3 protein-coding genes are annotated in these 16,861 nt (G+C 44.2%); all 3 read left to right on the forward strand.

Annotated features, from left to right (window positions below; all coding sequences use genetic code 11):
- Genes AC5JBY_RS14645 through AC5JBY_RS14655 form a run of 3 tightly spaced genes read left to right on the forward strand, consistent with a single transcriptional unit; the run spans position 1 to position 16,859 of the window.
- Positions 1–7,095 (forward strand): DNRLRE domain-containing protein, encoded by a 7,095-nt coding sequence (locus AC5JBY_RS14645; RefSeq protein WP_495905353.1) that lies wholly within the window; start codon positions 1–3, stop codon positions 7,093–7,095.
- A 29-nt stretch (positions 7,096–7,124) separates the two neighbouring features.
- On the forward strand, positions 7,125–7,904 hold the full coding sequence (locus tag AC5JBY_RS14650; protein WP_495905354.1) for a hypothetical protein: 780 nt from the start codon (positions 7,125–7,127) through the stop codon (positions 7,902–7,904).
- Positions 7,905–7,925: 21 nt separating this feature from the next.
- Positions 7,926–16,859: an RHS repeat-associated core domain-containing protein gene (locus AC5JBY_RS14655; RefSeq protein ID WP_495905355.1), complete on the forward strand. Its 8,934-nt coding sequence runs from the start codon at positions 7,926–7,928 to the stop codon at positions 16,857–16,859.
- Positions 16,860–16,861 lie beyond the last annotated feature (2 nt).

Consider the following 16,861-nt stretch of genomic DNA (forward strand, 5'->3'; position numbering starts at 1 on the left):
ATGAGCAAAAGAACTAAAAAACTAACTGCCTGGTTTTTCCTGGTCATTTTTTCTGTTGAAACTTTATATCCAGGTGCTGCTTATGCGTTGACATCGGGGCCTTCTCAACCTGAAATGGAAAGGTTTGAGCCAGCTGGTGCCGGTGATCTGGTCGAATTGTTTACCGGCGACCTGAAGTATAATATTCCTCTGGCTGATGTAGGTGGTTATCCGCTTAATCTATCCTATAAATCGGGTAGTGGTATGGAAGAAGAGGCGAGTTGGGTGGGTGCCGGGTGGACGCTCAACCCTGGCGCTATTACACGTGATATGCGTGGTTTGCCGGATGACTTCAAGGGTGATCTTGTGACTAAGGAATATGATCGAAAGGAATTTAAGAAGGTTGGCGGGCAGATTGTGTTAAAGCCTTCTGCGCTTGCCTGGGAGTTTGGCAGCGCGAGCATCAAGGTTGGTGTTTATAAGGATAATTATTATGGTATGGGTGCGGAACTGGGCGCCAGCCTTGGTTTTAAGCTGGCAAAGAACAAGAAGACTTCTCTAACAGCGGGGCTGGATATTGGTTCCGATAGCCGGGACGGGGTTTCTATTACTCCTTCTCTATCACTCAGCAGGGCCCATGATTTCTGGAGTGATGAATCTGTACGCAGTTTATCGGGTTCTCTTACTTATAATACCCGTAGTGGTTTAAAGCAGGTGCAACTGGATGCCAGTTTTTCTTCTACCAAGAAGAGGGCGCATATGTTCACTATGGATTTTTCTGGTGTGAAGTACTTTGGTCAGACGTATACGCCTTCGATCAGTAACAATACGAGCAATAATGGTTTTACTTTCAGCTTTGATCTTGGTCCGTCTATTTTTGGTGGTTATATTGGTATTGGCGGTTCGGGGTATGTGTATAATGAAAAGATCCTTAACCCCCTGTCGTTATCCCGGGCTTACGGGTATATGAATTACCTGAGCGGCCGGCAAAATAAGGCTGCTTTGCTCGACTTCAACCGGGAGAAGGATGGTGTTTTTATTCCCGGTGCTCCATCTATCGGTATTCCTGTTGCTACGCAAGACTTTTTTATGGCTACCAGCCAGTCTGGTTCGAAGCAGTTCAGGCCTTTTTTTGGTGGTAACTATATTGTTTTTGACCAGGCTCATTATAATTCCACTTTGAATCTGAAGGGCGCGCTTACTATAGGCGTAGGTAATACGCATAAGAGTGGCGGACGTATCGATTTTACTACTGGTGATGCTTATACCAACAAATGGACCAGCAATAATGAGTATCTACAAGTAGGGGAAGCGGCTTTTGACCAGGTTAACAATCCTGCGGAAGAGCCTGTTTATTTTAAAGCTATAGGAGAGCAAACGGAGAGCGAAGAAACTTATCTGACTAAAATAGGAAATGAATTAACGCAGCAGGTAGCCATCAATGATGCGGGTAATTATTTTACCAAGGCCAAAGCTTTCAAGGCACTGAAGTCACGTGAGTTTGGCCGGCAAGCGGTCAATACTGCCCTGAAAAAAGATCAACGTGAAAAAAGAACTGCTGCTATCAGCTATTTGACAGCCGCGCAGGCAAAGAAATATGCTTTGGATAAGACGATTAACGGGGAGCCGAGAGAAGGTGGCTATCGAAAGTCACATCATATTTCTGAGATGACTATGACGGACCACGATGGTCAGCGTATGGTGTATGGCATACCTGTTTATAATACTACTCAGCAGGATGTAAGTTTTTCTGCTCAACCTCCTGCTGATGTTGCGCAGACTGCGAGAAGTGGATTGATCCCTTATACAACGGGAACGGACGGTAGGATCCGTTATAAGAATGGGCGTGACCAAATGTTTTCTAAAGAGACGGTACCGGCCTATGCAACTTCTTTTTTGCTTACGGGTGTTTTGTCGCCGGATTATGTGGACCTGCAGGGGGATGGTATTACAGATGATGATATCGGCTCTGCTGTAAAGCTGAATTATGCAAAGCACTCGGGCAACTATCAATGGCGTGCGCCTTATGCTGCCGATATGGCTAATTATAATGAAGGATTTTACAGTGATAAGAAGGATGACAAAGGTAGTTATACCTACGGAGTGAAGGAGGTGTGGTATCTGGAATCTATCGATAGTAAAACGATGGTTGCTTTTTTTGAAACGTCGGATAGAGAGGATGGTACAGGTGTAGCCGGCGAACATGGCGGTCCTGGTGGTACCAAGCTGAAAAAGCTCGACAGGATCAAGCTTTATTCGAAAGCGGACTGGGTCAAGAATGGTACTAATGCCGTTCCTGTTAAAACGGTTCATTTTGAGTATGATTATTCTTTGTGTGCGGAATTGCCCAATAATACTGGTGCGACTGTAATGGCGCCTGATCCTCTTAATCCGGCGGGACCACAAATCAATGTGAATACAGCCAAGGGGAAACTGACTTTAAAGAAGGTGTATTTCACTTTTGGCAAAAATAATCGTGGTAAGTCGAACCCTTACAATTTCGAGTATGACGTGCGGCTGATCAGTAGCATCCCCGGTCTTCCTGTATCCAACGATGTTAACGAGGCGTCTGATCGGTATACTCAACGTCAGCAGGACCGGTGGGGGACTTACAAGCATAGCTTTTATAACCGTTTGCAAGGTGGGGCTATGAAGATGAATAACTCTGAATTCCCATACGCGTTGCAAGAAAATGTGAATACAGCTCATGATGAAAAGTTGTTGGCTGGCCGGTTTGCCTCCAAATGGCAGTTGACTAAGATCATTACTCCTACCGGCAGCACTATCGAGGCTGAATATGAGTCGGATGACTATGCTTATGTGCAGAACCGCCGTGCGATGCAGATGTGCTTTGTAAAAGGGATCGGTAATAGCATCGGTACGAGTAATAGTGGTTTGATCAACGCGAATGGCTTTACTGTGGAGTTGCCTGTTCCTGTGACGGATGGGGATAAGGTTGCCGGTTTTAAACGAATGTACCTGCAGGGTGCTGATGGTAAATTGATGGATAAGCTTTGGTATAAGGTATTCAGCAATATTACCAATCGCGGCCATTATGAGTTTGTGCAAGGGTATGCCGAACTGGACCTGCAAGGGTGTACTGTTTCGGGTGATGGATTGTCTGCTTTCATTCCGCTTAAGAAGCTGGGTGGCAAAAACCCTGTTGCCAAGGCTGCCTGGCAAATGTTGAAGGTAGACCTGCCTCATTATGCTTATGATAATTATGATAACTCCGATGCCGTGGACGGCGATGTTGTAGCTGCCATCAAGTCGTTGGTGAGTGCTTTCCTGAATCTGCGCGAAATTGTAATGCCTTTTGAAACGATAGCCAGTAATAAAAGTTTTTCCAATAGTATCGATCTTTCTAAAAGTATCATCCGGTTATACAATCCTACCGGTAAAAAGCTGGGTGGTGGATGCCGGGTGAAAAAGATCACTATGCGGGATAACTGGGCTGATATGGCTACTGGTGGTAAAAATGCTTCTTACGGACAATTGTATAGCTATCTGACCAAGGATGCCAGTGGGCGGGAAATTTCTTCGGGGGTAGCTGCTTACGAGCCTTCTATCGGAAACGAGGAAAATCCATTTCACGAACCTATCAATTTTACGGAAAAGGTGCATTGGAGTGTTGATCGATATCATTTTATCGAAAAGCCTTTCTGCGAGAGTTATTTCCCTGCTGCTGATGTAGGATACAGCAAGGTGATTGTGACTTCTTTTGGTGACGATTACGTCTTGAGCGGTAACCTGGTGAAGCATGCCGGTTATGTTGAGCATGAGTTTTATACGGCCCGTGATTTTCCAACGGTGGTAGATAATCTTCCTTTGGAGCAGAATAATTATGAGAATAGTCTTATCCTGAAGTTATTCAGCTCTACTTATGTAAAGCGGGTAGTGGCCTCGCAAGGGTTCAAGATCGTGTTGAATGATATGCATGGAAAGTCGAGATCTGTAAAGGCTTTTAACAAGGGTGGGGATCTGCTCTCTGTCTCTGAGTATTTTTATAATGTAGAGGATGAAAATGCTGCGGAGAAGGTGTTGAATAACCAGGTAGATGTGTTAAGGCCGAATGGAACTATTCGTGCCAATACTGTGCTTGGAACCGATGTGGATTTCATTACCGATATGCGAGAGAGTGTAAATGAAAGTGTGGGTACCAGTGTAGGCGGATACGCCGGAGGAATGGTGATTCCTTTTTTTATTCCCATTTTTGCTCCTTATGGAGCGGTTAATTTTGGTTATAGTATTACGGCAGATTCTTATCATTCGTCTTCTGCCGTAAAGGTTATTCATAAATACGGGATATTAAAGAAGGTTGTTACTACGCAGAATGGATCTACTACCATTGCTGAAAATCTGCTTTGGGATGGTGAAACGGGTCAAGTGTTGTTGAGCCGTAGTCAAAACGAATTCAATGATTATTTATATTCTTTTACTTATCCTGCGTGGATGGGGTACGATGGTATGGCTGGCGCCTACAAGAATATCGGGAATATCTACACCAATTTTACGACGGGGGCGGACGGTATCGTGCCTGCTATTTATAATAGCCATGTTTTCCCTGGTGATGAGCTGGTAGCAGTAGATGGCAATCAGAAGGGTTGGATAGTTCGATCTGTCAATAATACGCTTCGTTTTATCGATGAGACGGGTGATTTTATTGTCGGTTCCGGGCGTTATGCTACGATCAGATCCGGCCGACGTAATCTGCCCAGTGCTGTGATTGGTAATATCGTGTGTCTGGTTGATCCACGGGTTGTTGTCAATGGTTCAAGAACATTGCAATTCGACACTAATAAGAAGATTTTGGATGCCCAGACGGCTTTTTTCAGGGAAAAATGGCAGGTGCCTGTATTTCCACAATGGGCAGATTATGATTGTCAACAGTCTGTGAATGGCAGGTTTGCCGCTTCGTCTACGTTGCCTGCATTTAAAGACACTATGATCCAGCAAACCGGTCCGAATGGTGTTCAATGGATACTAACAACTGTTCCGGACAATAGCCCGCTCAGGAGTAGCCTGGTGGATGAGTCCTGTATCTGTTCGTGTCTTAAGCCGCTGTTTGATTATCTTATCAATACGAATCAGTTATTTATCCAGCTTTCGCAACATATCACTGTGGGACAATTGGTGACTTCAGCAAAAAATGCCGGTTATAATGTTGGTGATTGTGCTGTGTTGAAAAATAACCGGACCAGGTATTTTTATGCTTTAACTTCCAATGCTACTGGAACGATCTATACTGCTCAGGTAGGAGCTTGTAAAGTGTCTATTCGCTCGAATAGTGCTAATCCGGTATCTTTTTATGGATTAACCAGCCAAATCTGCGCAGATGGTTCTTCGGTTAGTTATTCCGGTGCAGGTACTCAGAGTGTTTCACAAACATATACCAGTACCTGTACTGTGACACAGGGCGCATCAGGGGTTAGTAATCCTAATCAAAAGATCGTGTCGGTTACTCAAAATGGAGTTAGTGGCGGGCTGTCTCAATTTCAAATTCCGGGGATTTCTCAAATACCTTCCAATGCTACCATTACTACTGCGAATCTTTATCTGTATGCTTTGCAGGAAGGTTACTCGCCGCCTGCTTTTCCTTATTCGCATTCGGCTAATCCTGGTAATTATCTGCAACTTGACCGTGTTACTAATCCGAGGCAATGTAATAGTAATATGTATTCCGGTCTATCGATAGGTACTGTGTCTCTTACTGGTCATTATGAGGATGTCGTGTTTAATATTGGAGGCTTCGTTCAAGATGTAGTATCGGGTACGTATCAGAATAATGGTTTTTGGTTATTATATAGTGATCCAACCAACAGCTTGTTGAATTATTATGCTGCTTTTGCTTCTGAAAATTATCCTACTGCAGCTAAACGGCCGCGGCTGGAAGTTACTTATACTGTGCCTGGTACGGCTCCTAATGTAGCAACCCTGACTGTTGATGAATGTAATTCCTGCCCTGATCCATTGAACGAAGTTATAAATCCCTATTATACTGGCTTACTGGGTAACTGGCGTTCCGAGCGAGTTTTTAGTTATATAGTTGACAGGGAACAAAAAGCCGGTTTGTCTGGACAGCAAGGAGGTACGAATATCAGGTCATCGGGCTATTATTCGAGTTTCGATCCTTTTTGGGTATTTCAGCCGGGTGGGTATGTTTCTACTTCTGTTCAGTATAATTCTGCTGATCCTGCACAACGGTGGGTTTGGAAAAATCAGGCTATTTATTTCGACCAGCGAGGAAACGAGATAGAGAGTGTAGACGCATTAAAGCAATTTTCTGCTGCTTTGTTTGGCTATAAGGAATCGGTCGCTATTGCCATAGCTTCCAATGCCCGGCGAAATGAGATTGCTTATGATGGGTTTGAAGACTATTATTTCTCCTTGCAGAATGGCCCTGAAAACTGTCCACCGAAGCGTCATTTTAATTGGGGACTGGTCAATGAGAATAATAATTGGTGCGGCCAAGGCGGATGTATTTCAACCGAGCGAGCTCATACCGGAAAATACAGCTATAAGTTAAACAATGGCACTACTAATGTTGCGCACATCAGCGGCTATAGCGATACGACGTTATTTTTCATGGATTACGATTATGTTGGTCGTATCAGGTTGTCAGACAACAGATTGGCAAATGGTTTTGGGCCAATTCTGGGCAAACAATATGTAATAAGTATGTGGGTGTATGATGGTGTTCCGAACTCCAATAAGATTACAGGGCTTAATCTTGTTCTTAATGGGGAAACCAATGTGTTTATGAATGCGGTTAACAGGCAACAAAGTACTTTAAGCAATATGGAAGTGCCGGTAGTGGAAGGATGGAAACGTTTGGAGCTACTATTTTCCGGAGGTAGTTTTAATCTTCAGTTTAACAAGCCTGGAGGTGGCAATGTATATATAGACGACGTGCGGGTGCATCCATTCGATGCTCGTTTCAATTCTTATGTATACGATGACCAGACTATGCGTTTGATGGCTCAACTGGATGAAACCAATGCAGCTACTTTTTATGAGTATGATGATGAAGGTACTCCTATACGTGTAAAGAAGGAGACTGAGCAAGGAATTAAAACGATTAAAGAGAATCGGAGCTATTACAGAAAACGTCCCTGATCATTTTAGTTAATGAAACAATCAATTGTATGAGAAAAATAAGGTTTCTGTTGCTGCTTTCTGTACTGCTGGCTATTGGTGTGCTGATCACCATGGCTGGTAACAATGCCGATTGGTTTGGCAAGGAGGAACATGTTGTGCAACCGAATGCCAGGGCAGAGTTTCAGCAACTATGTGCCCGCTATCTTCAACATGATACTGTATTGAACCTGGGTGGCAATATAAGATTATATGATGGTGAAGACCGGCGGCAGGTAAAGGAACAGTCGAGCTTTGAGCTTATAAAGCAAGGGAATGGTATGTATACACGCTTAAGTCACCTGCAAACGTTTGCCAATGAGCAACTGATGGTACAACTGGATACTGTAAACCGAATCATGGTTATTGCCGAGGCAATGGAAAACCAGACAAGAAATGGTTCTTCTCTTCAACAATCGGTGGACCTGTTGTTTAGTGACACTGCCGCATTCAGGCTGGTTGGTGAGGTAACGGGAAATGAACTGGAACGAACGCTTTCTTTTAAAAGTGATTTCAATCCGGAGATCAGGCAATACCGGATATCTTATGATGCGAAGACTTATCAATTAAAGAACGCAACTATCGAATGGTGGAAGGATGCTATGGTTTCCGATAGCACAAATGCGAACAGGGTGTGGGTTACTCAAATCGATTACCGCTACCGGCAAACGGCTGGAAGAGGAGTGAATGATATGATGCGTGAGGTGGTGGCTTTGCGTGGTAAAGAGGTGATTCCTACAGACAAATACAAGGATTACGAAGTACATATTGCATTCAATCAGGAACAGTAAGCTTATTCTATGTTAAAAAATATGATACAGAGACATGTGCTGGCGTGGTTGCTGCTGATGATTCCGGCAACTTTACTGGCAGCCAGTGAATCATATATCCAAACACTGAGCGGGAAGATCAAAAAGGGTGACTCCTGTACTGTAGTGGATGACAAGTTCCTGCATTTGCCTTTGCTTGAGTGGAATCAGCTCAATCATCTTTCGGTGAATAATATTGTTTCTTTCGAGCTGCGTTCCGATACCTCTGTGTTTTATTATAATCGTTCTTTTACCTGTTCATTGAATGTTACCATCAAGTATTTTACCAGCAGGGATCAGCAAACGCCCGATGAGATCAGCAATGTTGATCTTGTTGTTAAATATGATACCACCAAGGGTAGTTTCCATCCGGTAAGTGCTTTGTATAAGTTTAAAAATGCTTTTAAGGTCATTGTAGTAATCAATTCGATTAAATCCCAGGAATTAGGTGAAGATGTTCCTGCTGTTTTCCGGGTGAAGAATCAAATCCTGGTGGAAAGAAAGTATCCTTTCAACCCGCAGGTTAATGGTTTTCTTCATTTAAGCCAGGTAAATCAACAGTCCAATAATGGTGGCATGACAATGCAGCGGATCGGATTGAGTGAACAGGATCGTCAGTTGACTATTGCCTGGGACGTAGCTGATTTTAATAATTCAGAAGAGTATGATGTGGAGTGGGCTTTTATTGATGCTCAAAGTGGCCGTGCTGCCGATATCAATAATCTGTATACTTCTAATGGTGTTGTTGATATCCCTGACGCCATTTTGGAAGAATGGATGCGTAACGATAATACCCGTGTAACTGTTACTGTTCCTTCTTACGTCATAAATCTAGCTTATGGTGATGGGTATGTTTTGGTGCGGGTACGTGGTGCTTATTATCAACCTATCTCGAACTCTACATTACGTATTCAAACCAATTGGCTATACAGGGATGAATCCAATAAAACAGCTATCGAGGCTATCGATGCTTTTGAGCCGGGCATGAACTGGAAATATACGGCTGCTTTTGCGGAAGATGGCAAGCGGAAGGAGGTGGTAGATTTTGCTGATGGTACGCTCCGGACCCGGCAATCGGTATCTCTTGTAAACAGCAATCAGACTTTAAAGAATGGCAGCCCTGTAGACCGGCAGGAAACTGCGGTCGTACAAGAGACTATTTATGATAATATGGGCCGGCCGGCTATCAACGTGATACCTGCGCCTGTGCGGAGTAAAAGCCTTGCTTATTATTCAGGTTTCAATAAGAACCCTTCCAATCAACCCTATTCTCATACCGATATTCTGTTGAATGTAAATTCTCCTGATGGCAGCTGTGCTGCAGGTGCGCTTCCCATGGGTATTAGCAGTGGCTCCAGTCAATATTTTTCTCCAAGCAATAGTTTTATCAACGACCCTGAGTTTTACTTTACTGGTAATGTGCCCAATGCCGATGGTTTCCCTTATGCTTTAACTCAATATACGCCGGATAATACCGGACGTCTTCGCCGTCAGGGTGGGGTAGGCAGCGCTTTTCAGATTGGCAGTGGCCATGAGAGCCAATATTATTATGGTAAGCCCTCTCAAAAGGAACTGGACCGTTTATTTGGTGCTGAGATGGGCGATGCGTCTCATTATCTAAAGAATATGGTTGTGGACCCCAATGGTCAGATCAACGTTACTTATTTAGATGCCAAAGGGAAGGTAATCGCTACTGCTCTTGCTGGTGGCAATCCAAGTAGTGTGGATCAATTATCTTCCAATTCTTCAGAGGCCCGGACAACACTTAATCAACGTCTGATCAGTCCCATCAACTTCAATCGTGATGCAGCCGCGATGATGATGCGCTCTACTGCCACTTTTATGGCGGCTGTTACCGGAACGTTCAATGTTCATTATAGCATCAATCCGGCTTCTCTCATTACTACGCATGGACAGAGTAGTCAGTTCTGTAGTAATTGTCATTATGAGGTTTTAATAGAGGTGCGTAACGATTGTGGTGTGCTAAAAGGTGGAGGGACGGTCAGCACTGCTTTTTTGCTAAATGATGTAACCTGCAATTCCAACGTTGCCCCTGTTACCGGTACAGTGCCTGTGTCAGTGGATAAGGTTGGTGAATATTATGTTACCTATACGTTGCGGCTAAAGGAGGATGCTGTGAGCTACCAGGTCGATTATTATATCGAACATAACTCCAATTTAAAAAAGTTGCAGGATTTTTTCCTGTCGGAATTGATAGCTCTTGATCTTAACGGTTGTTATACAACGTGCGAAGAATGTAAGCTGTTAGGAAACAGCATGGATGTTTTCCGTGAAAAGGTGATTGAACTGTTGTCGGGTGGTAAGTTTGTGGGTATCGATATTGGCGCGATAGCTACCGGTAATCCAATAAGATACTGGATCGATAATACCTGGATGACATTGAAGCAAAGGTGTGGACTGCTCTCCGCGTCCTGCAATGTTGTTTCTGCCTGTGATACCTACCTTGAACAGATGAAGGCTGACGTGCGTCCTGGCGGTCAATATGCTTTGTATAATAGTGAGACTTTTCTATACCTGGAGCGGGATATCAATGTACTTCGTTATTATAAGTTAAATGAGTCAGGTAATGAAGATATCTATAATTTAAGTTATACGGATGATGACGGTAATGCTGTATTGGTACGAAATCTATCTGAGCAGGATTTCATAAAGGTTTATACAGAACATCCTGAATGGGCAGACCTTTTTGTAAAGAAGCATATTGAATATTGTAGTTACCTCTGGTGTAAGGATGCCAGCTATGCTAATCAGAACCTGAATAATGAACGAAGCTACAATTTCGACAAATTGCTACGGGATGTTGTTGTGACCGGTGCAGATGCTACCGGTGGCAATTATTACAACAGGTCGAATATGATGGCCTTGTTAAATATGGATCCCTTCTTCAATGGCGGAAGAGGCAGTAGCTATCTCGATGAAATGCAAGCTGATCTCAATAATTTATCGAATGCTATCGGCTTTATTGTAAAGGATGAGTCAGGAAATGTATTGCCTGGTAAAAATATTTTTCAGTATATCGATTGGCAATTGTATTGTAAGCCGGTTGCTTTCAATACTACCGGTAATCAGTTTGTCAGCTCCTGGACAAGCTGTGCGCCTGATAATTCCTGCCGGTCTGTAACGCGGGAATGGGAGCTATACAGGGAATATTATTTAAAGATCAAGAGTAAATACGTGCGCATCGTAAAGGAACAAGTGAATCCTTTCTGCGTCAATTGTTTTGTTGGTGGCGATGCGCTTTCGGAGCCTCCCTGTGTGAACCTGCCTTTGACTGCGTTTACCCGAAAGACTATTGGAACGGGAAGGGATAGCTGGGATGTATTTCTGCAGTATAATGAAGGCATGCAACCTTTTCCGGCCACTTACATTGTTACTTATACTGTCAGAAGTGGTGTTGATATGTCCATCACCCAGCACACCGTTACTGCGCAGAAAGGTGCTTTACAGGTATTGTTGTTGTCTACCTCCAGGTTTGATGTGGTGCAGGCTGTTTTATCTGTTACCTGTGCTCCGCAAAGTGGCAGCAACCTGGGTAATTGTAGTGGCGATCCTGTTGATCCGGGACCTTGCCCTATACCTTCCAACTTTCATTATGAGGATGTCAACTTCAATACTACTACCGGTCCCCAATATACCTTTTCGAGCCATGACAGGTATTATGTGCATAATGGTGGACCAGTAAACAGGCCGGTAATTATCCATGGCTATATGGAGATGACAAGTTATTGGAATCCGGTTTTCATGGATCCTTTTACAGTGGTTATGCAACCTGGTGAAGACAGGGTTTACCTTGGGCAGTTTGTTGATGAATGGCATGATGCCAATAATAATTATGCAATGGAGGAAGAAGAGGTAACGCGCATCTCTTATTATGTATTTCCTGAATCTACGGAATGCCCACCCGTTGCTCCTCCTCCAATACCTTCGCGCTGCTCCTCCGATCCGCGTTATCAACTGTATGTCTATAAGAGCCGTGTTTTTAACGAGTATGTGAATGAGGCTGCTTATCAGAATTGCCTGATTGCCAATGCTCCTACCTCTGCACCTACTGAAGCTGACATGTTGCAGGGTTTACGTAACAGGGCAATTGATGATCTGGAGCCACTGAGAACAAACTGGCGTAACCGGCTGAAAGCTGTACGGGATGAGGAAGCTCCGACTTTTAATGCTGTTACCGACAATATGATCGAACAGTTGGTAAATGTTCTATATGCCATTGCTCAAAAGAACATACAACTGGGAGGTACTGCTGCTACAATACGTCCGGCCAGCACGCTACCTTCTAACCAGGTTCCATCTGTACCTTACAATACTTTTGCCGATGCATTCAACGGGATTATTGGCTCTTCGCTGGTACAACAGGGATTCAGCCCTTATTTGCTGGATAAGCCTTATCCGCACGATAAAACTCCTATTGAACTTAATCCTAATTCGGGTGAGATATCTACCGGATTATGCAGTAACCTGACTGCTTTAAAGACAAGGTTCAATACTTCCGGCGCCAGTAGCTTTTATGACTGGCTTAAGCAGGAGTTGCAGGAGGATTTTGTATTAACACAGGCTCAGCTTGCAGACCTTGAAAGCCGATGCACCATTTCATGCCGTTATCTGGCTGATCCAATTATGCTGCCTGCTGCGCTTGCCAGTCCGGCCCCTGCTAATAGCGATCATCCTTTTGTAAGCTGTACGCGTATTGCATCTCTCAATACGGCTTTCCTGGCTTTGTTCCCAGGCATCAATACGAACAGTAAGTTGTATTATACGCTTTTCACCAACTATATGAACCACCAGTTGGGGTATGCTCTTTCTTCCAGTGAATACATAGGCTTCCAAAGCCGCTGTTCTATGGATGCTCAGGCTGTGTTGTATAATAAGCCGGCCTCTCCGCTGATCGTTCAGGATTATCTGGCCTGCGTAGCACCTGCTATCAAAGGCGCCTATGAGCGGGCCGGACAGGAGTATGATCTGTATATAGCGCTTGAACGCAGTAAGTTCAGGAATCGTTATGTTTCGAAATGCCTTAGCAGTAATGCTTCTGCCTTCATCGAAGGAGATCAATATGAATATCATTACACATTATTCTATTTTGATCAAAGCAACAACCTGGTAAAGACTATTCCGCCGGAAGGTGTGCGTTTGTTGAGCAGTGCTGAAACGGACCTTGTGGAAGAATATCGTGGTTTCGATGCTTCTACCTGCACGGGCTCTGGTATACCTGCTACCGAGAACAAAACTGTTACTTTCAATGCACTCAGTTCTGCCTTACAAAATAATACCGGGAAATCCCTGGAGTTCTGGTTACATAGCAGCAGTAACAGTCCGTCGAGGCAGGTACGCATTATTACGCCCGACAATAAATATTTTTACCAGGTAGCTATTCATGATAAAAGGTTATGGGTTGAGTTGTATAGCCTGACTCCGGGAAGTACCGCTATTGAAATTACGCTTACTAACCATGCTATTGCCGACATCAGTCAATCTGCTTTACAACCCTGGTCTCACCTGGTGGTTCAAAGTACGAGCTTCAATAGCGCCATCTGGGATCTTTACCTTGATGGCCGAAAGCTTACTTTGTTGCCAGCTATCAACGCGCCTCCTTATCCTTTTGCCTGGGAAATAGCTTCTGGATTTACGCTGCCGGCGGAAGAGCTGGCTTTATTAAAACATGTTCGTTTCTATAGCAATACGCTCAGCGATGCTACTGTATATGCCAATTATAAAAGTTCGTGTCTTTCGCCTGGTGTATCAGGGCTTCCTATACTCACCTGGGGGCGCTTCAATGTTCCTGCTGCTGGTGGCGAGACGACTACAGGGCCAGGCAGCACTACGGAGTATGTAAGCCGCTTTATTGTACCTCAGCATGGGCTGTCTTCTACTTACGTTTTTAATAGTAACGATCAGGTAATCCGACATACTACTCCTGATGAAGGCACTACGCAGGTGTGGTATGACCGGATAGGCCGGCTGGCTGTTTCGCAGAATGCGGAACAACTGGAATCTACCAATTTCAATAATTATTCCAATACTTATACTTATACACGACATGATGTTTTTGGTCGTGTTGTTGAAACCGGTGTCCGGCAAAGTGATCCTGCGACTGTAAACGAAACCGAGGTACGGAGAACAGGATTTATGGAATCTTTTAGTACCGGAGGCTACAGGCGTCATATAAAACAGCTGCTGTATGACGCACCTCCAGCGGATGCTTATGGAGGCCAGGGTGAGTATACCAATTTGCGCGGCCGTGTGGCTTCGACTGTATATATCGACGATCAGAATAATGCCAGCAGGCCGGTGTATAAATGTCTTTACTCTTATGATATAGCCGGTAATGTAAAGATGATGCACCAGGCTTATATGCGGCCGGACAATAATTATTTTCTTTCCCGCATCGATTATGATTATGACCTGGTGAGCGGTAAGGTAAACAGGGTAAGACTTAATGATGGTACCAGTGATCAGTTTTTCTATGATTACCAATATGATGCCGATAATCGTATCATCGAGGCCCGTACGAGTCGCGATAAATTGATATGGAATACTGAAGCTTCTTATCGTTATTTCCTGCATGGTCCTTTGGCAAGGACTGAGCTTGGTCATTTGAAGGTGCAGGGGATTGATTATGCTTATACGTTGCAAGGGTGGCTAAAAGGTATCAACAGTCATCGCCTGGACCCCAATGCTGATATGGCGCAGGACGGCAAGCCGGGTTCTTCTTTCTCTCAGCATGGGCGGGATGTAATGGCCTTCAGTATCGGTTATTTTAATAATGATTACAGTCCTATTGGTAGCGGGGTTGCCTTCCCACTAAACTATCAGGCATCTCCACCAGGCACAGGTACGGGTGTTGGCCTGTACAATGGTAATATCACGCATACTACTCTTGCGCTTAGTAAACTGAATAATGGAGCTGTTACTGGTTACTCTTACCGCTATGATCAGCTTCACCGGCTGAAGCAAATGCGTATGCATACGATCGGTTCGGGCAATAGCTGGAGTAACAGCAATATTGTACAGGATTATCAGGAGAATGTAGCTTATGATGGCAATGGAAATATCCTGGCTTATCAACGGTATGGCGCTAATCCGAGCGCTCCGATGATGGATAATCTTGAGTACATCTATAATCGCGATGCGAATGGGCGGTTGATAAATAATAAATTATTGCATGTTATCGATCCTGTTCCGGCAGGGGGGTATACTACGCCTTCCGGCAAACCTCTCGATGTTGTTACTCAGCAATCAAATAATTATTGGTATGATAAGGTTGGGAACCTTGTCAAGGATATTTCGGAGGATATAGAATATATCCATTGGGACCCGTATGGGAAGTTAAGTTCATACGTGAACCTGGAACCAAATTATGATGTGGTAGAGAGCTCTTTTTGGCATGACCTTTCCGGCAATCGTATCATAAAGAGGATAACTTCAACAGGACAGGCTTCTACAAGGGTGTGGAATTATTATGTGCGGGATGCGGAGGCGAGAATCCTTGCTGTCTATAAATGGACTGAATCGCCTCCCGGACAGCAAGAACCTGTTAAAACCGAGCAGCACCTGTATGGCCGTAACCGGCTGGGTGTCTGGAGGCCCGATCCTAACGAAGCTCCTTCTAATCCCCCATCCGGTAATGTTGTTGTAGGTCAACGTAGTTATGAGCTTGTCAATCACCTGGGTACTGTGATGACGGTGATCAGCGACAGGAAAACGGGTGTCGATGCTGATAATAACGGTACTATAGATCATTACGAGGCTGAGGTGTTAAGTGCTACTGACTATTATCCTTTTGGTATGATCATGCCTGGCCGTAAATGGGGGCTATCTGATTACCGTTTTGGATTTAATGGAAAGGAAAATGATAATGATGCAAAGGGTGAGGGTAACCAGATTGATTTTGGTCTGCGGATCTATGATCCACGAATAGGCAGGTTCCTGAGTTCGGATCCTCTGTCGCAATCATACCCGTGGTATACGCCCTATCAGTATGCCGGTAATAAACCGGTTTGGTTTATCGATCTTGACGGTGCGTCAGAAAACCCGCCTCAATACTTACTCAAAGAACTTAAAGTTGATATGAGTAAAGCGCCTGATGTATTTAAGACAAAAGGTGGCATTGAAGTCAGAACGATCATCAGGAAGGGGCGCAAGTATAATGCTGCATGGGCCTGGGACCAGATCAGGGGCCGAACCAAGGATGCTTTCAGCGCGAGGAATAATGCTTTGATAGATCTGGGATTGTCTCCGACCTCTGATCCGACTTTTATCAATAAGTTTAAGGTGTTTGAAAATTTCAAGGATCAGGTCTTAGAGATACATCACTTAAACCATGGACCTACTACTTCGTACGGTCTGCCCCGACAATTACATCGCGGAAAGGGCTTTACAAAGCTGTGGCATAAGTTTGGTAAGCCTGCCGCCAAGGTATTGCTATCTGCTACAATGATTCTTGCACTGGTTGATTTCGCGCAGGGAAATCCAATGCCAAACGCGGATCTTATTTTGAGCGGGTACAACGATGATTTTGCCGATTTTGCTTTCGACGCTACCATGAGCAAGGAGTATGATGGGTTTGTAGTAGGGGCAGAAGGAAATAATAGTTCGGAACAGAGCAGGGGTATTTTTGGTGTATATTACGCGACAGATTACGAAGTAGAACAAGCAATCAATGATAAGCAGTTCCCTGATTTATCGAAGGCAGGCGGAGGAAAGTTCATTGCGGGCGGATGGAACAGTTTTTATAAAGATTCAAAGACGGCTACTGTAGAAACAAAAACAGCGGTGACACATGCTTTCATTTATTACAGGTACAATGGGGAAAAGAAGTTTACGCTGGTAGGGATAAAGCCACTTGAAAAACAGCCTCCTCCGCCACCAGCCGAGACGAAAACGGAGCCAAAAACTACTCAAAAGAAATAGAT

This window comes from Paraflavitalea sp. (assembly GCF_059502485.1).

What these genes read in the sequence shown, in the direction of transcription:
- AC5JBY_RS14645 (WP_495905353.1), top strand. Translation starts at nt 1, where the DNA reads ATGAGCAAAAGAACTAAAAAACTAACTGCCTGGTTTTTCCTGGTCATT.
- AC5JBY_RS14650 (WP_495905354.1), top strand. Translation starts at nt 7,125, where the DNA reads ATGAGAAAAATAAGGTTTCTGTTGCTGCTTTCTGTACTGCTGGCTATT.
- AC5JBY_RS14655 (WP_495905355.1), top strand. Translation starts at nt 7,926, where the DNA reads ATGATACAGAGACATGTGCTGGCGTGGTTGCTGCTGATGATTCCGGCA.